The sequence below is a fragment of the Streptomyces sp. NPDC007917 genome, from assembly GCF_042959105.1.
Taxonomy (GTDB): domain Bacteria; phylum Actinomycetota; class Actinomycetes; order Streptomycetales; family Streptomycetaceae; genus Streptomyces.
Genome location: NZ_JBIBKK010000024.1, coordinates 63,038 through 86,636, shown reverse-complemented (window position 1 = coordinate 86,636; position 23,599 = coordinate 63,038). Strand labels below are relative to the sequence as shown.

General features: G+C 70.3%; 16 protein-coding genes. 7 read left to right on the top strand and 9 right to left on the bottom strand.

Features of this window, described 5'->3' with window-relative positions; genetic code table 11:
• Positions 1-34: 34 nt before the first annotated feature.
• On the bottom strand, positions 35-2,173 hold the full coding sequence (locus ACFZDL_RS35250) for an alpha-galactosidase (protein ID WP_353595435.1): 2,139 nt from the start codon (positions 2,171-2,173) through the stop codon (positions 35-37).
• Positions 2,174-2,412: 239 nt separating this feature from the next.
• Between ACFZDL_RS35250 and ACFZDL_RS35245 the strand changes: the two genes are divergently transcribed.
• On the top strand, positions 2,413-5,280 hold the full coding sequence (locus ACFZDL_RS35245; protein ID WP_353595436.1) for a glycoside hydrolase family 3 C-terminal domain-containing protein: 2,868 nt from the start codon (positions 2,413-2,415) through the stop codon (positions 5,278-5,280).
• 81 nt (positions 5,281-5,361) lie between these two features.
• Positions 5,362-6,558 (top strand): MFS transporter, encoded by a 1,197-nt coding sequence (locus ACFZDL_RS35240; RefSeq protein WP_353595437.1) that lies wholly within the window; start codon positions 5,362-5,364, stop codon positions 6,556-6,558.
• Between the two features lie 109 nt (positions 6,559-6,667).
• Here the strand turns inward: ACFZDL_RS35240 and ACFZDL_RS35235 are convergent, their stop codons facing one another.
• The 3 genes from ACFZDL_RS35235 to ACFZDL_RS35225 all read right to left on the bottom strand — a co-directional run bounded on the left by ACFZDL_RS35235 (position 6,668) and on the right by ACFZDL_RS35225 (position 11,983).
• Entirely contained in the window at positions 6,668-7,384 is a 717-nt protein-coding gene (locus tag ACFZDL_RS35235) for a cellulase B precursor (protein ID WP_353595438.1), read from the bottom strand.
• A gap of 137 nt (positions 7,385-7,521) precedes the next feature.
• On the bottom strand, positions 7,522-9,882 hold the full coding sequence (locus ACFZDL_RS35230) for a xyloglucanase (RefSeq protein WP_353595439.1): 2,361 nt from the start codon (positions 9,880-9,882) through the stop codon (positions 7,522-7,524).
• A 106-nt stretch (positions 9,883-9,988) separates the two neighbouring features.
• Positions 9,989-11,983 carry a beta-galactosidase gene (locus ACFZDL_RS35225; RefSeq protein WP_353595440.1) on the bottom strand — a complete coding sequence of 665 codons (1,995 nt, stop codon included), beginning with the start codon at positions 11,981-11,983 and terminating at the stop codon, positions 9,989-9,991.
• 520 nt (positions 11,984-12,503) lie between these two features.
• On the opposite strand from ACFZDL_RS35225, the gene ACFZDL_RS35220 reads away from it, so the two are divergent.
• Positions 12,504-13,853 carry a condensation domain-containing protein gene (locus tag ACFZDL_RS35220; RefSeq protein ID WP_353595441.1) on the top strand — a complete coding sequence of 450 codons (1,350 nt, stop codon included), beginning with the start codon at positions 12,504-12,506 and terminating at the stop codon, positions 13,851-13,853.
• 85 nt (positions 13,854-13,938) lie between these two features.
• Here the strand turns inward: ACFZDL_RS35220 and ACFZDL_RS35215 are convergent, their stop codons facing one another.
• Positions 13,939-14,745 carry an AraC family transcriptional regulator gene (locus tag ACFZDL_RS35215; protein WP_353595442.1) on the bottom strand — a complete coding sequence of 269 codons (807 nt, stop codon included), beginning with the start codon at positions 14,743-14,745 and terminating at the stop codon, positions 13,939-13,941.
• A gap of 72 nt (positions 14,746-14,817) precedes the next feature.
• Here ACFZDL_RS35215 and ACFZDL_RS35210 point away from each other — a divergent pair, with 72 nt between their 5' ends.
• Positions 14,818-15,636, top strand: a complete 819-nt coding sequence (locus tag ACFZDL_RS35210) for a phytanoyl-CoA dioxygenase family protein (RefSeq protein WP_353595443.1) — start codon at positions 14,818-14,820, stop codon at positions 15,634-15,636.
• On the top strand, positions 15,633-15,908 hold the full coding sequence (locus ACFZDL_RS35205) for a hypothetical protein (RefSeq protein ID WP_353595444.1): 276 nt from the start codon (positions 15,633-15,635) through the stop codon (positions 15,906-15,908). Before ACFZDL_RS35210 ends, ACFZDL_RS35205 begins: the two co-directional genes overlap by 4 nt.
• A 99-nt stretch (positions 15,909-16,007) precedes the next feature.
• On the opposite strand, the gene ACFZDL_RS35200 is transcribed toward ACFZDL_RS35205, so the two are convergent.
• Complete coding sequence (locus tag ACFZDL_RS35200; protein WP_353595445.1) at positions 16,008-17,282, bottom strand: glycoside hydrolase family 6 protein; 1,275 nt, start codon at positions 17,280-17,282, stop codon at positions 16,008-16,010.
• Positions 17,283-17,312: 30 nt separating this feature from the next.
• Positions 17,313-18,278 (bottom strand): glycoside hydrolase family 6 protein, encoded by a 966-nt coding sequence (locus tag ACFZDL_RS35195; protein ID WP_353595446.1) that lies wholly within the window; start codon positions 18,276-18,278, stop codon positions 17,313-17,315.
• Positions 18,279-18,712: 434 nt separating this feature from the next.
• Here ACFZDL_RS35195 and ACFZDL_RS35190 point away from each other — a divergent pair, with 434 nt between their 5' ends.
• Positions 18,713-19,726 carry a LacI family DNA-binding transcriptional regulator gene (locus tag ACFZDL_RS35190; RefSeq protein ID WP_353595447.1) on the top strand — a complete coding sequence of 338 codons (1,014 nt, stop codon included), beginning with the start codon at positions 18,713-18,715 and terminating at the stop codon, positions 19,724-19,726.
• An 80-nt stretch (positions 19,727-19,806) separates the two neighbouring features.
• Here the strand turns inward: ACFZDL_RS35190 and ACFZDL_RS35185 are convergent, their stop codons facing one another.
• Positions 19,807-20,790 carry an alpha/beta fold hydrolase gene (locus tag ACFZDL_RS35185; protein ID WP_353595448.1) on the bottom strand — a complete coding sequence of 328 codons (984 nt, stop codon included), beginning with the start codon at positions 20,788-20,790 and terminating at the stop codon, positions 19,807-19,809.
• Positions 20,791-21,037: 247 nt separating this feature from the next.
• Between ACFZDL_RS35185 and ACFZDL_RS35180 the strand changes: the two genes are divergently transcribed.
• Positions 21,038-22,018: a LacI family DNA-binding transcriptional regulator gene (locus tag ACFZDL_RS35180; RefSeq protein ID WP_353595449.1), complete on the top strand. Its 981-nt coding sequence runs from the start codon at positions 21,038-21,040 to the stop codon at positions 22,016-22,018.
• A 241-nt stretch (positions 22,019-22,259) separates the two neighbouring features.
• Here the strand turns inward: ACFZDL_RS35180 and ACFZDL_RS35175 are convergent, their stop codons facing one another.
• The gene (locus ACFZDL_RS35175) at positions 22,260-23,300 is read right to left on the bottom strand and encodes a LacI family DNA-binding transcriptional regulator (protein ID WP_353595450.1); all 1,041 of its coding nucleotides are present in this window, start codon (positions 23,298-23,300) and stop codon (positions 22,260-22,262) included.
• Between the last annotated feature and the right edge of the window lie 299 nt (positions 23,301-23,599).

Sequence of the window (23,599 nt, the reverse complement as noted above, 5' to 3'; positions counted from 1 at the left end):
ACGGCCGTTGGGGGGATGATGCGATTGCGGTGGCTCAGGGCGCGTCGGGCACCGTGGGGGCGAGGCGGAGCAGTACGGCGGACGGAGCCGTGGGCAGTGTCAGCGTGAGGTCTGCGGTCTCGGGGTTCCAGGAGGGAACGGCCTGGCTCGCGGTGGGGTAGAGGACGTCGACGCGCGCCGCGGAGCCGTGGAGGTGAGGCAGGGGGAGGGTGGTGGTGGCCTCGGCGCCGGGGCGGCGCCAGACGGTGAGAAACGTGGCGGCGGGGGTGTGCAGGGCGAGGGCGAGCCACGGGTCGTTCCAGGCCGGCAGACCGAGCGGCCACGCGGGGACGGCCTGCGCCAGGTCGGTGCGGATGGCCTTGTACACACCGATGGCCTCGTGGACCAGGGCCCGGTCCTCGGGTCGCAGGTCCGGAAGCATTCCCGACAGGTGAATGCGGCCGAGGAGGGCGTTGGCCATGGTGAAGGCCACCTCGTCCGAGGAGTCCTCCGGTCGTGGGTAGGCCCAGACGGCGCCCTGCTCGGGGGTGACCGCGGTGGGCGCGGAGGCGGCGATGGGAGCGTACAGCTGGAGGTTCTGCTGGTCGCTCGTGGACTGCAACTGGAGCCGCGACAGCAGCGCGTAGTCCCAGCGCATGCCGCCCGAGGAGCAGTTCTCCACCACGAGGTGCGGATAGCGGTCCAGGACGCCGTCGAGCCAGTCGAGGTGGGCACGGTTGTGGCCGAGCAGGCCGGCGCCCGGGGTCTCGCCGGGGTGGGCGCTGGTGCCGGAGCCGGGATCGATGTTGTGGTCGAGCTTGAGGTAGCCGACGCCCCACTCGCCGACCAGGCGGTCCACGACCTGGTCCAGGTGGGCACGGGCAGCGGGGTGGCGCAGGTCCAGGTGGTGGCGGCCGGTCTCGGTGACGCGGACGCCGTCGCGGCGGAAGAACGCCTCGTCGGGCAGGGACTTGGCCATGGGGCTGCGTACGCCGATCACTTCCGGCTCCAGCCACAGGCCGGGGACCATACCGCGCTCCCGGATGCGGTCCAGCACCTCGTGAATCCCGCGGTCCCCGGGGAAGCGGGAGGCGGCCGGCTCCCAGGCGCCGACGCTGTCCCACCAGCCACCGTTGTCGCCGTCGTACCAGCCGGCGTCGATCACGAAGTACTCCGCGCCGGCCTCGGCCGCCGCGTCGATCAGTGGCAGCAGCTTCTCGGTGGTGGGGTCTCCCATCAGGCAGTTCATGTAGTCGTTGAAGATGACGGGGAGGCGCTGGTGGTCGGGGTGCGGGCGGCGGATCGCACGGCGGTAGCGGGTGAGCGCGGCGAACGCGTCGTCCACGCCGCCGTCGGGGCTGAAGGCGAGGGCGACGGGGACGGTGCGGAACTCGTCGCCGGGCTCCAGATGATGGCGCCAGCCGTGGTGGGTGTCGTTGGGGCCGAGCAGCGCCACGTAGGCCAGCTCGTCGCGTTCACCGCACTCCCAGTGCCAGCCGCCGCCGTTGTGCTCGATCTGCCACAGCCAGGTGCGGCCCGAGCGGCGGTCGGCCAGGCCGCCCATGGGCAGCCGGCCGCAGCTGGACCACACGCCCCGCCCGGTCTGTGTGAGCTCCCCCTTGCCGTTGTCGTAGACGACGTGGTCGTTCAGGACGGGGGAGGTCACACGCATCGGCTTGCGCTGCCAACGGCATTCGGCGACCCAGTCGTTCTCCGCCCACAGCAGGTCCGCGTCCCCGATGGCTTCCGGACCGTCCGCGAGGCAGCCGACGACGAGGGAGGAGACCGACTCCAGGTGCAGCGTGGCCTGCCCTTCGTTGCGCAGGACCACCTCGCCGCGCAGTACGGGCACGGCGTCCGGCGAGCGGTAGACCACCTCGGCCCCGAGCCCGGTCTCGGCATCGTGGAGTTCGACCGTCAGGACGTGCCAGTCACCGTCGCGGGTCGCTCGGTGGGCGCGGTAGCGCAGTCGCCCGCCGAGGGTCGTGTCGATGAGGCGACCGCCCGACCAGGCGCGGCCGTGGCCCGCGGCCGTCACCTCCACCAGGGGCAGTGGGGCCCAGGACCGCCGCTCGGGGGGCGTGCCACCGGGGAGGCCGACTCGCGTGAGGCGGGCGGTGCCGTCGTCGCCGACGCCGATCTCGACCTCCAGAGCCGAGTGGCCCCATCGGAGCGTCTGCGGTGCGCTGGTCATGGTGGCCTTCCTGGTGGGGGAGAGTGAGGGAGAAATGACGGGGGGCAGGACCGGGGTTGGGCCTTCGTTCATCGAAGCGCTTGACCTGGCGGCGAAACGTTAATGACGCAATCCTCGCGAAACAAGAGGGAGAGCGCTAAGAAACTTTCCCGTCCCCTGGTCATTGACAGTTCCGTGGGGCGAGTGGCAGCGTCGAAGCGCTTCGACAGTCCGCACCAGCCTTCTTAGGGGTCAGCCTCGTGGGTTCTCCGTCCCTGTCCACCGCCGACCGGCTTCCGTTCCGTGACCCTGCGCTGCCGATCGACAAGCGCGTCGACGACCTGCTCGGGCGGCTCACGCTCGATGAGCGGATCGCGCTGCTGCACCAGTACGCGCCGGCCGTGGAGCGCCTCGGCCTCGCCTCGTTCCGCACCGGCACGGAGGCGCTGCACGGCGTTTCATGGCTGGGCGAGGCGACCGTCTTTCCGCAGGCCGTGGGCCTCGGCGCGACCTGGGACGAGGACCTTGTCCACGAGGTCGCCGAGGCCGTCTCGGTCGAACTGCGCGCCTTCCACTACCACCGCCCGACGGCGAACGGCGTCGGCACCAACAGCCTCCACGCGTGGGCACCCGTGGTGAACCTGCTGCGCGACCCGCGCTGGGGCCGGAACGAAGAGGGCTACTCCGAGGACCCGGTGCACACCGCCCGGCTGGGCACGGCCTACTGCCGGGGCCTGTCCGGCGACCATCCGGCCTACCTGCGCGCGGCCCCCGTGCTCAAGCACTTCCTCGCCTACAACAACGAGGACGACCGCTGCGTCACCTCCTCCGGCCTGCGCCCCCGCGTCCTGAAGGAGTACGACCTGGCCGCCTTCCGGCCCATCGTCGCCTCGGGTGCGGCGACCGGCGCGATGGCCGCGTACAACCTGGTCAACGGCCGTCCCTGCCATGTCAGTCCGCTCCTCGAGACCGAGCTGCGGACCTGGGCCGGGACCACCGGCCATGAACTGTTCGTGGTCAGCGACGAGTATGCGCCCTCCAACCTGGTGGAAATGGAGCATTACTTCGAGGACCACGCGGCATCCCATGGCGCCGCGCTGAAAGCCGGCATCGACAGTTTTACCCAGCATCGCGAGGACAGTTCGATCACGGTCGGCCGGCTGCGCGAGGCTCTGGAGCGCGGCCTGATCGACGAGGCGGACATCGACCGCGCGGCACGGCGGCACCTGCACATCCGCTTCCGGCTGGGTGAGTTCGACCCGGACCTCGACCCGTATGCCGGCATCGGCCCGGAGGTCGTCGACTGCCCGGAGCACCGCGCCCTCGCCCTGCGCGCCGCGACCGAGTCGGTGGTGCTGCTCAAGAACCACGGCCTGCTGCCTCTCCAGGCGGAGCGGGCGCCGCGCGTGGCCGTCATCGGCCCGCTCGCCGACACCCTGTACGAGGACTGGTACAGCGGCACCCTGCCCTACCAGGTCGGCATCGCGTCCGGGCTGCGTACGGCGCTCGGCGAGAGCGGCGGCGACGTCGTCACCGTGGAAGGCGCCGACCGGATCGCGCTGTGCTCTCGCACCTCGGGCGAACGGCTCGGCGGGACCGCGTACGACGTCTGCGAGTGGGGCGGCGGTGTGCTGACCCTGCGCGACGCCGAAACCGGCCGCTACCTCAGCCGCAAGGACGACGACTCGCTCGCCCTGGATCGGGATGTCATCAAGACCTGGTTCACCAACCAAACTTTCCTTCTGGAGCCCGACCCGGCGGGCGACGCCGACACGGTGCTCCTGCGCAACGTCTTCACCGGCCGCTACGCCGTCGTCGACGCGGCCGACGGCCGGGTCGCCGTCACCGCCGAAACCCCGCAGGCCGCCGAGCGCTGGCAGCGCGAGCTGCTCCGGGACGGCGCGGCCGAAGCATGCGCCGCTGCCGAAGAGGCCGACGCGGCCATTGTCGTCCTCGGCAACCACCCGCTCATCAACGGCCGCGAAACCGAGGACCGTACGGGCACCGCACTACCCGCGACCCAGGAGGCGCTGCTGCGCGCGGTCGCCGCGGTCCATCCGAAGACCGCGCTGGTCGTCATGAGCAGCTACCCCTACGCCCTCGACTGGGCGGACGAGCACCTGCCCGCCGTGGTGTGGACCTCCCACGGCGGGCAGGAGACGGGCGGCGCGCTGGCCGCCGTACTGCTCGGCGAGGCCGACCCGTCGGGCCGGCTGCCGCAGACCTGGTACCGCGGCGACGACGCCCTCCCGCACCCGCTCGACTATGACGTCATCAAGGCCGGCTGGACCTACCAGTACCACCGCGGCACACCCCTGTACGCCTTCGGCCACGGCTTGTCCTACACCGACTTCGCCTACAGCGACCTGCGGCTGTCCACGCCGACGGTGCCGCAGGACGGTGCGCTCGACGTCACGGTGACGCTGTCCAACACCGGAGCGCGACCCGGCAGCGAGGTGGTCCAGCTCTACGTCCGTGCCCTGGACACGCGTTACGAGGCACCCCGGCTGAAGCTCGCCGACTTCCGCAAGGTACGGCTGGAGCCCGAGGAGAGCCGGGAGGTGACCTTCCGGCTGCCCGCAGAGCAGTTCGCCCACTGGGACGTGGCCACCGGGGCCTTCACCGTGGATCCGGGCGCCTACGAGATCCTCGTCGCCCGTTCCGCGGAACACGTCGTCCTGAGCGCCCCGCTGACGGTGACCGGCACGCCCCCCGCACCCCGCGCGGTCGTCGGGCGACGCACCCTGGCCGCAGACTTCGACGACTACACGGACATCACCCTCGTCGACGCCACCCGCGCCGCCGGCGACGCGGTCACCCCGGCCGACCCCGCGCTCCCCGCAACCCTGCTGTTCCGCTCCGTCGACCTGTCCGGAGCCGCCCGCTTCGAGGCGAGGGTCGCACGCGAGAGTGCGGGGGCGGGCGAGGCACGGCTGGAGGTCCGGGCCGGCGACCGGCTCCTGGCGCAGATCCCCGTACCGGTCACCGGCAGCCGCTATACCTGGACGACGGTGACCGCCGACGCGGGGGCGCACGGCGATGGCGTCCACGATCTGCGGCTGACCCTGCACGGTGACTTCCACCTGGCCTCCTTCGACTTCGGCGCGCCTGAGAACGGAGCCGCATGAACAGCCCCGCTTTCCACGGTGCTGCCCCCGGCATTCCGTTTCGGCGCCGCCCGACGATGTGACAGCGTTGGGGCGAACCGAGTGACGAAGCCTGCGCCGAAGACCCCCCGCTTCGCCCTGGTGGTGGTCAGCGGAGCCTGGGGGGCCTTCTGGGGCACCTGGTCGGCTCTGCTCCCCGCTGTGCTGGAGCGTGCCGACGCCACTCCTGGCGAGCTCGGCCTCGTCCTCACCGCGGTCCCTGTGGGAGCGATGCCGGCGATGGGGCTGGCCGGCAGGATCGCCGTCGGCCGTGAGCACCGGATGTTGCTGCTCACGGCCGCAGCCCTGGCCCTCGGCATTGTGACGCTGAGCGGGATCAGCGGTCTCGGCGGACTCGGAATCGCGCTCTTCCTGGTGGGTGCCACCAGCGGAGCGCTGGACGTATGCCTCAACGCGGCGACAGCACGCGCCGAACGCGTCAGCGGCCGCCCGTCATTCCAAGCCGTGCATGCCGCCTTTCCGGTGGCCGTGATCGCGGCGGCCCCGCTGACGGGGCTGGCCCGGCAGTCGGGCATGAGCATCCGCGCCGTGCTCCTCCTGTGCGCCGCGGCCCTGCTGGGTTCCGTCCTCCCCCTCTTGGGACCGGCGGCCAAGGACCACGCGCCGCGCCGCGCCGCCCCCGGGGGCCCTGCGGCCCCGCACTGGCGGTCGGCCTGGCTCTGGGGCGCGGCGATCGGTGTGCTGGGTGGGTGCATGCTCGTCGTGGAGAACGCCGTCGAGCAATGGTCGGTGCTTCTGCTGGAGGAGGACAAGGGCGCCTCGACCGTACTGGCGAGCGCTGCTCCGGCGGTGTACATGTCGGCGCTGACGGTCTCGCGTCTGGTGGTGCAACGGCTGCCGCGGCTCCGCACCCGCGATCTCGGTGTGCTCGCCGCGGTGGGCGGGTGCGGGGGCTTCGCCTGGGCCGCTCTGGCCCCCACGGCCGAGTCGTCCCTCGCCGGGTTCGCCGTCTCAGGGCTCGCCTTCGGTCCTTTGATGCCGGCGCTGCTCAGCCATGCGGGGCAGCAGGACGCGAGTGGTTACACGGTGTCGGTGGTCTCGACGGTCTCCTACGGCGCCTTCCTGATCAGCCCGCTGCTCGTGGGCTCCCTCACCAACTGGATGTCGCTGCCGAGCGCCCTGTCCTGTCTGGCCTTCATGGCGGTCCCGCTGCTCGGTGCGGCGGTGGGGGCACGTGTACGGCCCGGTTGGGGACAGCCACGTCATTGTCAAGAACCGGTGCAAGGGGGCCCGACCTGACTCTGGCCGTTCACCGAGTGGGGACGGATACGGGAGGGGCGGGGCGTATTCGCCCCGCCCCCTGTTTCAGGTGTCGGTCACCGGTTGGACGCCTGAGCTCCTCGCGGCGTCAGAAGCCCACGGCGCCCCAGGAGTGGGCGGTGTAGTCGCCCGGCCCGAATTCCCAGCCGGCCATGACGCTGTTGAGGTAGTGGTCTTTGGTGTAGAACCCCCTGCCCAGGCCGTAGTTGAAGAACGGGGTGAGGCTGCCGGACCACCAGCCGGACCTGTTCCTGTCCAGGAAGCTGAGGGTGTGGTCGCCGTTCGGCCAGTTGTACTCGTAGACGTCCCAGGCGCGGCCGCCGAGGCTGACGTTGGTCGCGGCCGGGATCGCGTTGCCGTTGGCGTCGTAGTGGTCGGCCAGCGGCTTGGTGTTGTACCAGTTGAGCCAGATCATGATCTCGGTCTTGGAGTTGCGGTCGGTCGGCGCGGGGTAGGGGTCGATGAAGATGTCGTACGCGGCGTCGTAGTACGAGCCGGACTTCGGGTACGCCGACTGGCTGAACCACGTGTTGTTGTTCGGGTTGACGTCCCCGATCTTCTTGGGGAGTGTGGTCACCGGGGACGACCAGCCCCAGTCCTTGCCGTTGACCATGGCGACGAAGCCGGTGCCGGTCGAGGAGTTCACACCCCAGTTGGCGTCGTCGCTGTACCACGTCGAGGCGTTGCCGCCGGTCGCGTAGTGCTTGAACCAGTACGTCTGTGACGCTGCCGCTGCCGAGTTCGGCAAGGTGAAGACGAGAGCCAGAGCCGCGAGAAGCGCGGCCCAGCCGATACGCAATTTCATCAGCCCTCCTGAAGCAGTGTGCTGAGTGGGGGGATCACACGGGAGAGGAGGATTCGGTCGCCCTGCCCTGGTGGCAGGGCGACGTCGGTCTCCCCTTCGGGACGGAGGGTGCGGATCGCGGTGACCTGGAGTCGGAGCTACTTGGGGTCGCCGTAGATGATTCCGCGTCCGTTGGTCCCGAAGTAGACGCGGCCGTAGACCCGGGGGTCTCCGGTCATGGTGTTGCCGGTCCAGGCGTACTGGTGGCGGTCGTCGTTGATGCGGATCCAGGTCCGGCCCGTGTCGTCGGACCGGAAGATGCCGCGTACGCCATGGATCTTGGAGCTGGTGTAGACGGCGGGGTACGTGGCGCCGGGCGCCGCCTTGCCGAATCCGACGACGTCGCCCTCGTCCACCGCCTTGAACCTGGCGAAGGACGCTCCGGAGTCGGTCGACCGCCACATCCCGTAGGGCGTGTCATCGGTGGACTTGCTGCTGCCGCCGGCCAGCCAGATGTCGCCCTCGTGGCCCGGTGCCGCCTTGAAGCGAACGTTGCCCGCGGTGGGCAGACCGGTCGCGGCCGTGGCCTTGAAGCTCTTGCCGCCGTCCGTGCTGAGGTAGAAGACGCCGGAGCCGTAGGCGTAGAACTTCGTGGGGTTCACCCGGTCCGAGCGCACGGAGGCCCCGGTCGGCAGCCCCTTCGAAGCCGTCCAGGTCGCTCCGTTGTCGTCGGACCAGCTGACCGGCGCTCCGTCCGGTGACCAGACGATCCGCTTGCCGTCGGCGCTGATGGCGACGGCCTGGTCGTGGACTCCGGCCCCGGTGACGCCGGACGGCTCACTGCCCGAGGGCGTCCAGGTGTCGCCGCTGTCGGTGGAGATGGCGAAGTGTTGGGTCCAGCCGCTGGTGGGGTCGCCGACCCGCACGATGGTGTGGGGCGCCAGCTCCGCGTAGTCCAGCGCATGGGTTACGCCGAAGGTCGGGCTGTCGTACATCTTCGGAGCCTTGTGGAAATCCATGTGCCGGAAGCCGCCGACGTCGCCCACACCCGAGAAGAGGTGCGCGCGGCCGACGGGTGGGCTGATCACGCAGGCGATCGAGCACTCCTCCAGGCCCTGGGCCCGCACGGACAGGTGTACGGTGCCGCCGCTGTCCCAGTCGGTCAGGTTGTTCGCGCCGTAGATCGTCGCGCCGGTTCCGTACATGAAGTGGTCTGAGTCGAACGGGTCGATCTGGACGGACTCCATCATCCAGCCCAGCTTGGGGGTCATCTCGGGCAGCGACGGCGAGGCGTTCCAGGTCAGCCAGGGGGAGGCGGAGATGTCCATGTCGTAGCGCAGGGTGCGCTGGGAATCCGAGCCCAGGTCCCAGGCCTGGGTCCAGGTCGCGCCGCCGTCGGTGGAGCGGAAGAGGAGGCAGTCGGGGTACCACTTGACCTGTGTGGACACCATCAGGGTGTCCGGGTTCTGCCGGTCGATGGTCAGACCGCTGTAACCGTACTTGTTCTCGTCACTGGTGGACGGGACCGGGCTGATGCGGGTCCAGGTGTCGGTGGCGGTGTCCAGCTTCCACACGTCGCCCTTGGACCCGTCGTACGGGCCGGCGGTGTCGCTGGTCGCCAGGTACAGATAGCCGCCGACGTGGTCGAAGACCGCGTGGTGCGGGATGAAGCCGGTGGGCTGCCCGGGGACGCGTTCCCAGGTCGCTCCCGCGTCGGTCGACCGGTACAGGATGTTGTCCTTGTCGGCGACGGTGACGTAGAGGGTCCGGGTGGCCCTGCCCGCTCTGCCGGTGCGCTTGTCGAAGACGACTTGCAGCACACCCAGGTTGTCGCCGTTCGGGCCGTTGGTGTCGTTCGGGTCGGGGACGAAGTTGCCCGGGTTGGGGAAGCTGGTCACCTTCGCGAAGGTCTTACCGTGGTCGGTGCTGCGCCACAGCCCGTGGCCCCCGCGCACCCCCAGGTAGAGGATCTTGTTGCGGTTGGGGTCGATCACCAGCCGCTCGCCGATGCCCCGGCCGGGCATGTTGCCGCCCAGCCGGAACGGCAGGGGAGTGGTCTTCCAGGTGCGGCCGCGGTCGGTCGAGCGCAGGATCGCCGCCATGGACGGGTCCCAGTCGGGCATGGGGTAGGTGCCCGCCGCCAGGTAGACGCGGTCGGGGTCGACCTCGTCGGTGGCGACACTGATGATGCCGGTGTGTCCGTACTCGTCCCAGCCGATCCAGTCGGTGAGGGGAATCCACCGCCGGGTCGCCGTGTCGAGGCGGTAGGCGCCGCCGATGTCGGTCCGGGCGTACACCAGTCCGCGTTCGCTCTGGTTGAAGACGATGCCGGTGACGAAACCGCCGCCGACTATCTCCGCGTTGCGGAAGGTGTACGGCGTGGAGCCGGCCGCGCGGGCGGAGCTGGACGATCCGGCCGGGCGGGCGGCCGCGGCGGAGGGGGCGAGCAGGGGGAGTGCGGCGGTGGCCGCCCCGGCGGCGAGCAGTCCTCGGCGGGAGAGGTGCGGGGCAGGGGACATGGCGGGTTCTTGCCTTTCTGGTGCGGGTCTGCACGGGCCTGCGCAGGAGCAGCGGGCCCAGCGGCTCTGGATGGTGGTCGGGGAGGGGTGGGGGAGGGGGACGGTGTCAGCCCTGGCGCAGCACCGCCGCGCCACGGGCGGGCAGCGTCAGCCCGTGGTGGCCGACCGGCTCGTCCGTGAGCAGGTCGTGGCCGGTGACGGGGAGGCGCTGGTCGGTATCCGAGTGGTTGAGCAGGAACAGCCAGCTGCGGCCGTCGTCGGCGTGGCGGCGTACCGCCTCGACGCCCGGCGGCGCATCGGCGATCTCGGGGCCGACTCCGGCGGTGGCGAGTACCTGGCCGAGCAGCGCGGCGTAGGCGTCGTCCTCCAGCCGCGTCGACAGGTACCAGGCGCTGCCCTTCCCGAACTGATGGCGTGTCACCGCCGCCTGTCCCGCGAGCATGCCGGAGGTGTAGGAGGCGACCGGGGTGGCGCCCTCCAGGCGCAGCACCTCGCTCCAGTACGCGCCCCTGGTGCCGTCGGAGAGCTCCAGTGCCTGTGCGGCCGCCAGCGGGCGGTACTCCTCCACGCGGATGCCGAGGGCCTCGCGCAGCGGCGCGGCCGGATACCCCCCGAGCCGGGCCTGGTGGTGTTCGTCGACCGCGCCGGCGAAGCACTCGACGAGGAGGGTGCCGCCTTGTGCGACGTACCGGCGCAGTGCGGCGGCCGAGGCGTCCGACAGGAGGTAGAGGCTGGGGGCGAGGACGACGGGGTAGCGTGCCAGGTCGTCCGCCGGGTGCGCGAAGTCGGTGGTCACGCCGGCGTTCCACAGCGCGCGGTGGGCCCGGCGCAGGCTGTCGTGGTGGCCGGACCCGGTGCGGGGCAGACCGTGGTTGTCCAGCGCCCACCAGACGTCCGCGTCGTGCAGTACCGCCGCACGGGCCCGTACGGTGGAGCCCGCGAGTTCGCCCAGCCGGGCCACGGCGGCGCCGGTGGCGGACGCCTCGCGGAAGATGCGGGTGTCCGGGCCGGCGTGCGGGACGACCGCCGAGTGCCACAGCTCGGCACCTGCCTTGGACTGGCGCCACTGGAAGAACAACGCGCCTTCCGAACCACGCGCGATGTGCCCCATGGTGTGCCGCAGGATGTCGCCGGGCTCCTTGCCCAGCGTGCCGTCGGACGTGTACACGGTGTTGGTGCCCTGCTCGATCAGCAGCCAGGGCTTCCCCGCCCCGAAGGAGCGGGCGCGGTCCCCGCCGAAGGCGATGTCGGCGGCGGCGTCGACACCCGGCGCGTCCGGATAGTGGTCGATGCCGACGAAGTCGACCTCGCGGCCGAACTTCCACAGGTCGAGCACCTGGTACGCGGGCACCATCAGGTTGGTGGTCACCGGCCGGTCGCTGTGCGCGCGGATCGCGTCGCGCTGCTCGCGGTAGGCCGCGAGCGTCTCGTCGGAGAAGAAGCGGCGCCAGTCCAGGGTGTGACCCGGGTTGTGGTGCCACTGGGTGGCGCGGGGCGGCAGGATCTGTTCCCAGGAGCCGTAGCGCTGGCTCCAGAAGGCGGTTCCCCAGGCCTCGTTGAGCGCGTCGAGCGTGCGGTACTTGTGGCGCAGCCAGACGCGGAACGCGGCTGCCGCCCGGTCGCAGTGGCACACCGTCGCGTACTCGTTGTGCACGTGCCACATGCACACCGCGGGATGGTCCCCGTAGCGCTCGGCCAAAGCGCCGGCGATCCGGGTGGCGGCGCGCCGGTAGGCCGGTGCCGCCAGGCAGTACGTGTCACGGCTGCCGTGGGTGAGCCGGACGCCGTCGGCGGTGACCGTCAGCGCCTCCGGGTGGGCGAGGGTGAACCAGGGCGGTGGCGAGGCGGTGGGGGTGGCCAGGTCCACGGCGACGCCGGCCGCGTGCAGCCGGTCCAGGTGGGCGTCCAGCCAGCCGAAGTCGTAGGAGCCTTCCTCGGGCTCGAGCAGCGCCCACGAGAACACGCCGACCGTGACGAGGTTGACCCGGGCCTCGCGCATCAGCAGGTCGTCCTCCTGCCAGACGTGCTTGTCCCACTGCTCGGGGTTGTAGTCGCCCCCGAACGCGAGGCCGCCGAGGCGTTCGGTGATGCGGTGAACCATGTGCGTTCCTCAATCTTTGATCGCGCCCCGTCTGACCGGACACGTTGAAGCCGTGTCTGAGCAGAGGGCGCACGGCACGATTCCTTCACCGTGGTGACCGGCTCGTCGGGAAGCCGAGGTAACCCGGCCCTCCGAAATGGGTCTGTCGATGCGCTTCGACGTTTCGACGACACTAACGACGTGTTTCCGAATGCGACAACGGCCCGTTCAGGTCACTTTTTGGTAACAGGCGCCGTCGTGGATCACCTTCCAAGTCGTCCGTCCGCGTTGGAAGAGTCGCTTGCGTCAGTTTGGCGACCCGTGATTGACCCGTGATTGACCCGTGATTCAGTTCCAGTCCGGCATCGAAGCGCTTCGACTGCAGGAGGCGGCAGGTGATCGTCCGGCCGGCCCCATGCCTTGACGCACGTGGTCCGCGCGGATCTATCCTCTGCCTGACCATGGGGCGCGCGCGCTCCTCCGCGCGTCACCCGCGAGACGTGCCGCGCCGCCGACGTACCGGAGGAGAGCCGAGGCGGGTATGCGACAGACCGCACGCCATGACGTCGTCTTCATCGCCGGCACCGCCGGCGAGCATGAACTGACCTGGTCGCAGAAGGCCCATGACCGTAAAGAGTGCCAGCCCCATCTCGACGGAGTCCGCAACAGGAACGTCCGGATGGCGCGGGCACTGGACGGCCGGCCCGACATGGCCGCGGTGCTGCACGCCCTCGCCGCGGTCGTGGCCCACTGCGAGGCGCTGCGCACGCTGTATCCACAGGACGCGGACGGGCGCGCTCGCGCGGTCGTCGTGGCTTCCGGGGTGCTCCAGGTCGACGAGTACGGGTTCGAGGCCCCGGCGAACAACGACGAGGTGGGGGCCCTGGCTCTCCGTCTGGCCGAGCCCGGATTCGCCCCGGACGAACTGCCGTTGCGGGCCGCGGTCGTCACGGTGGACGGCAGGCCCACCCAGATCGTGCTGTCGTTGCACCACTTCTCGGCGGACATGACGGCTGCCCGGCTCGTGGCCGAACACATAGCCCGGCTGGCCGTCGATCCGGGCGCCGACCTCGGCTCGGGGTGGCAGCCACGGCAGATCGCGAGCTTCGAAGCCAGTCCGTCGGGGCTGCGTCACGCTCATCGTGTCGACACCCATGACCGGGCCATGCTCCAGCAGTCCGCCATGCCCGAACTCCAGGCGCCCGCGAGCCTCGACGGGGACGACGTCTACAACCTCGTATGCCTCGACTCGGCGGCGGTCGCACTCGCCGCGACCAGCCTGGCGAAGCAGTACCGGACGTCCGTGGCCGCAGTCCTCCAAGCCGCATATGCGTGCGCGCTCGCCGAGCACCTCAACATCGGCAGCTGCGTGTTCAACACCGTGACGGCCAACCGGCAGACCGCTGCCGCCCGCGAGACGGTGGCCCATATCGCCGGCAAGGTCCTCGTCCCGATCGACACGTCCCTGGGCGGCGACCGGTTCCCGGCGCTGTGCCGGGCCGTCGACGCGGCACTCGTCCGATCCCCCTCCGTCAGCCTGCGCGAGCCCGACCGCTACGCCAGGTCCCTGGACGAGGTCTCCGCCGAGCTGGGCCGCTCCGCGCTCAATCCGTACATGATCAACATCCGCCCCATAGCGCCCCGAACGCTGATCCGGGCTCGCCCGGCCAGGGCACAGGACATCGAGCGAGCGATGGCATCCAGCCGATACGGAAGCTTCCCCGGGCCCGTCGCCGCGTACTCCGGAAAGCTCTCCTTCGATGTGTGGGGTCTGTCCGAGAAAGCCGGAATCAGTCTCGGGACGGATGCGGCGTCATTCGACGCGGCAGATCTTGAACAGATACTGCTGTGCTTCGAGAGGCGGCTGGTCGGGGCCGCGATCGGCGGGTGACATCGCCCGGGGCCCCCGTACCGTCGCGCAGGCCGGACCCGGACCTGAAAAAGCGCTGCCGTCAAGCGTGTGGGGCCCGGTGGGCTCATTCGACGGAGGTCGCGAGTACTTCACCGGCTCTTTCGTGTCCGGCCGCACGAACGTGACGGGGGCTCGCTCCGAGTTCGCGGCGGCAGGCCTTGTTGAAGGCCTGGAGATCGGCAATGCCCACGGCCCCGGCGATGGCGGTGATGGACAGGGTGGACGACAACAGGAGGTGGCGGGCGCGTTGGAGGCGCCGGCGCCGGATGTACGACACGACCGTGAGGCCGGTCTCGGCTCGGAACACGCGCGTCAGGTACGTGTGGGAGATTCCGACGGCGCGAGCGATGTCCGGTACGGACAGCGGGCCGGCCAGGTGCTCCTCGATGTAGGCCTGTGCGGCGGCGACGAAGGGGTGGTGGCGCCCGGCTCCATCGCTCCTCGGCAACTCGGCGATGCGCCACAGGGCGGCCCAGACCTCTGCGGTGGCCCGGGCGGGAGAAGCCGGCATGGCCGTCACGGCGTGTCGGAGCAGATCGGCCAGGCGCGTGCTCTCGGCCGCGGCGTCCTGCATCACCGGTACCACCCGCGCGGTTCCACCGTCGTGAAGCCGTAGATGGACGTAGAAATGCTCCGATCTGCCCCGGTAGTGAAAGTGCACCTCCGTGTTCGGCGGCACCAGGCTGACATGACCGGGACGGATGGCGTGGACCGACTGCCCGAGGGAGAGTTCGCCCGCGTAGTTGTACAGGTGCAGCTGCCACAGGTCGGGCAGCCGGAAGACGTCGTGTGCGGTGGAGACGCCGTGTACCCCGATGCCGGCATCGACCACGGCGGGCGGCTCCTCGAGCCGTAGTGTTACGAGCTTCACGAGGTCGAAATTTACCAGCAGTGGGCGATTTCAGCCCACGACTCAGCCGGACGGGGCGCGTACGTTCGTCGCATGCCAACCAGCAAGCAACTCCTGACATCGGTTCAGGTGGCGCGCTTCGTGGCGCAGGGATTTCTGCGCTTGGACGGAGTGGTGCCGCAGGAGATCAATGAACGGGCCATCGCGACCTTGACCGAGGGCATACCAGAGGTGCCCTACGGCACTCCGCTGGGCAAGGCGTTCGCGCAGAACACCTTTGTCCACGAGCTGCTCGCTCTGCCGGTCATCGCCGGCGCCGTGGAGAGCCTGGTCGGCCCTGAGCCGACCGTGGACCACCATGCGGTGCATGTGCGCGAGCCGCACGAGGGACAGGCGCAGCCGCTCCACGGAGACGCGATCATCGACGTGCGGCCGGACGCGTTCGACATCCAGCTCATGTACTACCCCCACGAGGTGACCACCGAGATGGGCGGCACGCTCAGCGTGCCCGGAAGCCATCTGCGAAGGATCAACGAGACGGACGTCGGCCGTGTCCAGAACCTCAGGGGGCAGACGCGGCTGACCTGCCCGGCAGGCACGGTCGTCCTCGTCCACCACGGCATCTGGCACGGTGGCCGCCGCAACGACACCGCGCGCCGTCGCTACATGTACAAACTCCGTCTCAATCCGACCGTGCCGCAGGTGCGCCTGTGGGATACCTCCGACCTGCACGAGCCGGCCGTGACCGCGGAACTCAACACGTACTTCCCCTGGTACGAGCAGGCCACCGCCCGACTGGAGATCTACAACCGGGTCCTCCTGTGGCGGGCCCTGACCGGCGACCACTCGTTCGACATCGATTACTGGGTCACGCGCGTCAGCAACCGGCCGACCTTGGGGAGCCATTCATGAGACAGCACGTTCTGGTCCTCTACCTCGCGACGTCGGCGCTCGACTCCCACGTCGTGGGCTGGTCCCGATACGACGGGACCGGCCGAACCCATCCGACAACCGGTGACAGCGACGAGCCGCCCTACCCCACCGGGCTTGCCGCGCTGCACGACGGGTGGCGCCTGTTCCAGGCCTCCCAACTGCTGCCGCCGCAGTCCGGCCACGAGTACGACGTCTCCTTTCTCAAGCACGAGTTCTTCTTCGAGAAGCTGGAGGAAAGCTCCCGCCCTTGACCCGGTACGGCAACCGCGCCCGAGCGGCCCGGCCGGAAGTGTCCAGCCACGGGTGAACGGCGACTCGTGGCTGGACACGTCCAGGGTGCCCGGCAGAGCTCAGCGGTTGAACGTCAGGCGCGGTGCCGCGTTGCGGGCCAGTGTGTGGGCCTGGTCGGGCCACCAGGTGCCGGCGGGCGGGTCGACGATGCCGTACTCGGGGTCGATCGTGCCGCCGGTGTTGCGCGTGCAGCTGCCGTCGGACTCACCGGGGATCTTTATCCACAGGTAGGCGTCGACGAGCGGGACGCCGGTGTCGGCGGTGGGTCGCGGGCCGAGGCCACGGCCGGGCGCGTTGCACCAGACTTCCGGGTCCCCGGTGTACTTGCCCGGCTCCGGGGTCCAGGCGCCCAGACCGTTGCGGCTGGTGTCGATCACGAAGTGGTGCAGTTCGCCGGCCGGTGGGGTGCCCACGTTCTGGTCGAACCAGGCATCGGTCCACCGCCAGGTGGTGGGGTCGGCGGAGGAGACGGCGTTGCCGGGGGTGCCGTCGTTGGGCGCGGCGGACGAGTAGTACTGGCTGGCGCACCAGTCGGCGTGGCCGCGCGCCTGCTCGGGTCCCTCGCCGGCGAACCACATGCACTTGGATATCCAGGTGCCGTACCTGGCGTTGTGGTCGGTGGGGTGGGTGTTGGACACGTTCAGGGCGAAGCCGTCGCTGTACCGGACCCCGGCGTCCAGCAGCCGCTGAGCGATATCGCCGACGGCTCGCCACTGGACGTTCCCCGCGTCCAGATAGACCGCGGTACGCGGTCTGGCCTTGAGTGTCCTGACGGCGTACTCCAGGTCGGCGATGCGGGCGGCCGTGAGTTCGCCGGTCGGGTCCTCGGCGGGCCCGCAGTCCTTGGGCAGGAGGGCCAGACCGTCGGGTTCGACGACGACCACCGCCTTGGTGTCGCCGATGCCGGCGGCGAAGGCGTCGATCCACTGCCGGTAGGCGGCGGAGGATGCGGCTCCGCCGCTGGAGTACTGGGTGCAGTCCCGGCCCGGGACGTTGTAAGCGACCAGGACGGGGGTCCGGTCGACGGCCCGGGCCCGGTGGACGAGCTTGTTCACCTCGGCGCGCACCTCGTCGGGCGTGCCTTTGGTGAACCACTGGGCCTGCGGCCAGCTCGCGAGCCTGGCCATGTTCGTGGCGTTCTCGATGTCACCGTTCCCGAAGTCCACGAGCGCCTGCTTCGCGGCCTTGCTGTGCGGGTCCACGTAGAACTTCGTGGCCGGGGTGATCCCATCCTGCGCGGGTGTGGCCTGCGCCTGCGTCGCGGTGAGGGCGGCGCACGCGGTGAGTGCCGCGAGCACGGCGGCCGCGCGGCGCCGTAGGCTGCGTGGTGGCATGGCTGCTCCTGGTCGCTGGACGGATGTGCATCAGTAGCCGTAGATCATCTTGTAGGCGACCTCGGGGAGGAACTGTCCGGCCGAGGAGCCGGCTCCGACGCCGCAGTTGCCGTCGGACTCGCCCGGGGCCTTGATCCACAAGAGCATCTCGGCGCCTCCGCCCAGCTGGGTGGGGGTGCCGATACGGCGGCCTGAGGGGTTGCACCACTGGCCGTTGGAGCCGTTGCCGTTGCGGCTGGTGTCCACGACGAACGGCTTGGTGTAGCCGTAGCGGGCGTTGAGTTCCCTGTTGACGGCGTTGCCGTAGGCGGTGTTCTCGGCCGTGGTGAAGTAGTTGGAGACGTTGAGGGAGAAACCGTGGGCCTGGCGGAGGCCGGCTTCGTGGAGGCGCCGGGCCATGGTCGCCGCGTCCGCCCAACCGGGGTTGCCGGCGTCGAGGTAGACCCAGGTGTTGGGGGCCTGGCGGCTGAACTGGGTGAGGGCGCCGGTGAGCATGCCCTCGCGTTCGTCGATCTGAGCCTGGGTCATGCAACCGTAGTCCCCGAGGGAGTCCGGTTCGAGGATGACGACGGCCGGGCGGTTGGCGATCCCGCCGGCGAACTGGGCGATCCAGGACGCGTAGGCGGACGGCGAAGCGGCTCCGCCCGCGGAGTGCCCGCCGCAGTAGTCGCGGTTGTAGATGTTGTAGGCGACGAGGATGGGCAGTTTGTCCCTGGAGTCCGCGGCGCCCGCGTACGCGCCGGTGGCGGTGCCGATGGTGCCGCTCCAGGAGCCGAACCAGCGGGCCATCGGGGTATTGGCGAGGGAGGCGTTGATCGCGGGCGCCCGGCCGTCGCTGGGGTTGGCGGCGACCCACCTCTTCGCGCTGGAGTCGGGGTCCGCGTAGAACCCGCTGGTCATGGTGGTCGGGTCGGCCGCGTGGGCGGACGGTGCGACGGCGAGCGCAAGCGGCAGCGTGAAGAGCGCTGCTACCAGGACGCGGAGTCTGCGGCGCATGACTGTACCTCGGTTTCCTGACAGGGATGCGTCGCACGCTCTGGTCCAAAGCGTGCGACCTGCTGAGGAAGTGCGGTGGTACGGCGTCCCGTTGTGCCGGCGACTCTCCGGCAGGGACGACATCTCCGAAGGTCGGCAGAGAGCACTGGGAGCGCTCCCATTGGGAGCGGTCCCAACAGCGCCGAGGCCTTTGGGGTGTGGTCGGTATCGTGTTGCGGGCTGGTCAAGCTGTCAAGGGTCGACGTAACAACCCGCCCTTCACATGGCGAGGACGAGGCTCTACAGTCCACAACTGGAAGCGCTCCCAGCCCCCTCCCGTCCCTGATCCCGCCCCTGAGGCTCCGTACCTGTCCTGTATCGCCCACCGGACGGGCGGCGGCATGGGCAGGGGTGAGACGCTTCCCGTCCGGTCGAGCGGGAAAGGTTCATGGCTCATGGCAGAAGATGCGCCGCGTCGGCAGCCGACGCTCGACGAGGTGACCGAACTCGCCGGTGTCTCCCGCTCCGTGGCCTCCCGCGCCCTCAACAACGCACCGCACGTCAGCCGCGCCAAACGCGAGGCGGTCGAGCGGGCCGTCCGGCAACTCGGTTACGTACCCAATCCGACCGCCCGCGCTCTGGCCACCCGCCAGACGGGAGCGGCCGCCCTGGTCGTCTCGGGAGAGGATCCGTCGATCTTCGCGGATCCGTTCTTCGCCCAGGTGATCGTGGGGGCGTCGGCCGCTCTGGAGGAGGCCGACCTGCATCTGATGCTGTGCCTGGCCGCTTCCGACCGGGGCCGCAAGCGGGTGGAGGAGCTCCTTCGCTCCAAGGGCGCGGACGGCGTCATGCTGATGGCGCTGCGTGAGAACGATCCGCTGGCCCGTATGGCCGAGGAGGCGGTGATGCCCGTCGTGTTCGGCGGGCGCCCGGTCGGTTCGGCTCCCCGGTGGTACGTGGACGTCGACAACGTCGGTGGAGCGCGCGAGGCGACCGAGTACCTGGTCTCGCGCGGCCGGACGCGCATAGCCGCGATCTGCGGGCGTCTGGACACCGAGGCGGGGCGCGCCCGGTACCGCGGCTACCGGGACGGCGTGCTGGCCGCCGGCCTCGATCCGTTCCCGCCGCAGGAGGGGGACTTCACCGAGCCCAGCGGAGCCGCCGCCATGGCCGCACTGCTGGCGAACCACCCCGACCTGGACGGGGTGTTCGCCGCCAACGACAACATGGGTGCGGGAGCGCTGCGCACGTTGCGCGAGGCCGGCCGACTGGTCCCCGCCGATGTCGCAGTGGTCGGCTTCGACGACCTGGCCGTCGCCCAGATCGCCGATCCGCCGCTCACCACCGTCCATCAGCCCATAGCGGCTTTGGGACGGGAGATGGCGCGCATGCTCGTCGCGCTCATCAACGGACAGGACCCCACCCCGCTGATTCTGCCCACCCGCCTGGTCACCCGCTTCAGCGCCTGACGGCTGTGACCCGGACTCCCGGCCCACACTGATACGCCACCAGACGGCCGGCCGGGTTGCGCCCGGCCGGCCTCCTTCGCTTACTGCTGCGGGGCCAGACCGCGTTCGCGCAGCCACTTCAGCTGCACCGCGGTGTTCCGGCCGAAGCCGCCGCCGTGGTCGGCGAAGGGCCAGACGGTCATGGTCCGGTCCGCCCCCGCGTAGTGGTTGAAGGCGGCGTAGACGGTGGAGGGCGGGCAGACCGGGTCCATGAGGCCGACGCTGAACAGTGCCGGCGCCGTGGCCCGACGGGCGAAGTGGACACCGTCGAAGTAGTCGAGTGTGGCGAAGGTCGTCTCGACGCGGTGCGGACTGTGCCAGCGCAGATATTTGGTGAGTTCCAGGTACGGGCCCTCCCCGCTGATCCGCGCCGCCTGGCGGAAGTGGCACAGGAACGGCAGGTCCGGAACCACTGCCGCCACCCGGTCCGGGGCGAGTCCGGCGACCGCGAGAGTCAGGCCGCCACCCTGGCTGCAGCCCGCGACAATGACCCGCCCGGCATCCAGTCCGGGCAGTTCGACGATCGCGTCCACGGCGCGTACGCAGTCCGTCATGAGGCGGCGATAGTAGTAGTTGTCAGGCGAGTCGACGCCGCGGGTCATGAAGCCTTCGGCCCATTGCGTACCGTCGCCCTCGCCGTGGTCCGGGGTGTCGTGGCCCTGTCCGCGGCTGTCGACGACGAGCTGGGCGTACCCGGCCGCGGACCACAGCAGGTGGTCGGTAGGCAGCCCGCGGCCGCCGGAGTACCCGATGTAGGTGACGACGACCGGCAGCGGTGCCTTGGCGTCGCGCGGGCGCAGCAGCCAGGCGGCCACGGGTTCGCCGTTCCAGCCGGGGAAGCGTACGTCGTCCACCTCGACCGTGCTCAGCAGGTGCCGGTCGGTGACCCGCTCAGCCTTCACCGCTCCGCCTCGGGTGCGGGCTTCGGCCAGGGTCCGCTGCCAGAAGGCATCGAAGTCCTCCGGTACGGAAACCTCCGGCCGGTAGGCGAGGAGTTCGTCAGGATTTTGATCAGACAGAGCCATGGGAGTCCTTGTGACGAGGGGCAGGATGGGAAGCAGCGTGGCGGAGCCTCGGGCGCGGGAAGCCGACTCGACGCCCGAGGCGGCGCCGGGCCGCAATGCGCGGGCGAGACGGGACGCAGGGCTGCTCGAAGGTGTCAGAATGGCGGTTGCAGCAGTCGAGAAATGGGGAAAGGCGACCGTGCCGGACAACCGATCGGGAAGACCTTCGGCGGACGAACACAGGGAGCGTGGCGCGGGATCCGCGTCGGTGACGATCGCGTACATCGCCGAGTCCGCGGGGGTCTCGATTCCCACCGTGTCGAAAGTGCTCAACGGCAGGTCCGGAGTGTCGGACGAGACCCGGGCCCGGGTCGAGCAGTTGATCCTTGAGTACGGTTACCGCAAGCCTCCCAAGAGCCGGAGCAATCTGGTGGAGCTGGTGTTCCGCGAGCTGAAGCACATGTGGGCCGTGGAGATCATCCGCGGAGTCGAGCGCGTGGCCCGCAGGAACGGGGTCGGGGTGCTGGTGTCGGAGTTCGGGCTTCCGGACGCGGACGGAAGGACCATCGGCGACACGGTGGGGCGGCGACCGCAGGCCGTACTGTCGGTGGCCCAGCTCTCTGCGGCGGAGCGGGAGCAACTGGCCGCCAAGGGTATCCCTTTCGTTGTCTTTGACCCGATGGACGAGTTGCCCGACGGAGTGCCGTTCGTGGGAGCGACGAACTGGAGAGGTGGTCAGGCGGCGACCCGGCATCTGGTCGAATTGGGCCACCGGCGCATCGCCATGATCAGCGGGCCGGACCACGACTTCTGCCGCGCTCGGCTCTCCGGTTACGTCTCCGCCCTCACGGAGGCGGGCCTGCCGACGGACCCCGGTCTGGTGGTGAAGACGCAGCTCTCACGTGAACACGGGTACGTGGCGGCGCGGGAGCTGCTGTCCCGCCCCGATCGTCCCACCGCCGTGTTCACCGCCAACGACATGCAGGCGCTCGGTGTCTATCAGGCCGCGCGGGAGCTGGGCCTGGGTATCCCGCATGACCTGAGCGTGGTGGGTTTCGACGACGTGCCGGCCGTGGCCTGGATGGATCCGCCCCTGACCACCGTCCATCAGCCGCTGGCCGAGATGGCGACGGCCGCCACCGAGCTGGCCCTCGCGCTCGGCCGGGGTGAGGCGGTGCCCCAGGTGGGACTGGAGATCGTGACCACCCTCACCGTCCGGGAGAGCACGGCTGTGCCGAAGGAGGAGTGAGCCTGCGGGGAACGGACCGCTGTGCCTGGCCGCCCGGGGGAGCGGGCGGCCAGGAGTGAGGAGAGGTCGGTCAGGAGGCCGTGCCGGTGACCGAGGGTCCGGACTTGCTGACGTCGGCCGTGCCGTTGGGCGAGGCCAGTGCCGTGCCGCCGGTCAGCCCCAGCATGGCGACCAGCGTCAGCAGCAGGGCCGCCAGGCGTCCCGGGCCCCGTCTCGTGCCGCCGACTGCTGCGCTCTGCTGTCATGACGGCTCCATGGGCGGAGAGCGTGGCGCGTCACTGCTCTGGCGGACGGTCAGAATCGGCGGCAGAAGGACCCGTTCGTCTGTCGGCGGCTCGCCCCGCCGTGCGGCGGTCAGCCGCCGGATCATCTGGCCGACCGCCACGCTGCCCAGTTCCTGTCCGGGGCCGGACACGGTGGTGAGGGCGGGTGTGTGCTGCTGGGCCAGCTGCTCCGGGCAGAGGGCGACCACCGAGGCGTCCTCGGGAACGGACCGTCCAGTGGTCTGCAGCAGGCCGAGCAGCGGGCCGATCGCCGCCTCGTTCTGCACCACGAAGCCCGTGGTGCCGGGTCGGTCGGCGAGGATCCGGGTCAGGGTCCAGGCGGTGGATTCGTACGTGCCCTCGCAGGGCCGGTGCAGGAAGCGCACCCGCCGCTGCTCCGCCCGTTCGCGGAAGCCGGCGAGGCTTCGTTCGGCGTATCCGGCGTGCCGCTCGTAGACGCCGGAGCCGTAGCCGATGAAGCCCACGTCCCGGTGGCCGAGGTCCGCCAGGTGGTCCGCGCACAGGGCGCCGGCGGCGGCGAAGTCGTGGTCGACGCAGGACAGTTGGCGCGGGTCGTCCGGTAGGCCGATCAGCACGGCCTGCGTGCCCCGGGCGCGCAGCACGGGAATGCGGGGGTCGCCCAGTTCGACGTCCATGAGGATCACGCCGTCGGCCAGCCCGCTCGCCGCGACGCGCCGCACGCCCTCGGGTCCCTCCTCGTCGGTGACGAGCAGGACGTCGTACCCGTGCCGCCGTGCCTCGGTCGTGACCGAGATGGCGATCTCCATCATGACCGGGACGTACATGTCCGTCCGCAGCGGCATCACCAGCGCGATGACGCGGGAGCGGCGGCCGGCCAGCGTCCTGGCTCCGGCGTTGGGGTGGAAGCCGAGTTCCGCCACGGAGCGCAGGACACGGCTGCGGGTCGTCTCGGAGATCTGGTGGGAGCCGTTCAGGACGTAGCTGACCGTGCTGGACGAGACACCCGCGTGTCTCGCCACGTCGGCGATGGTCACCATGATGGTGCGCCGGCGTCCTTGAACCCGGGACCGGTGCCTGTCTTCTGCTGTCCGCCATCCCCGCAGGCGGACAGCAACGGTGCCAGTGCGGCCGCTCCCGCGACCGTGGTTGCTGCGCCGGCGAGGCTTCTGCGGTTCAACTCGTGCGTCATGGTCGGGGCCCTTCCCCCTGGAACTGTCGAAGCGCTTCACTTGGCACACGGCAAGTTAGCGGGATTGTTTCGCGCGAAACAAGGGCCTATGTGCAAAGAAAGTTTCTCGGCCTGCTCCATTGACAGCCCGTGCGGGCACTGGCAGCG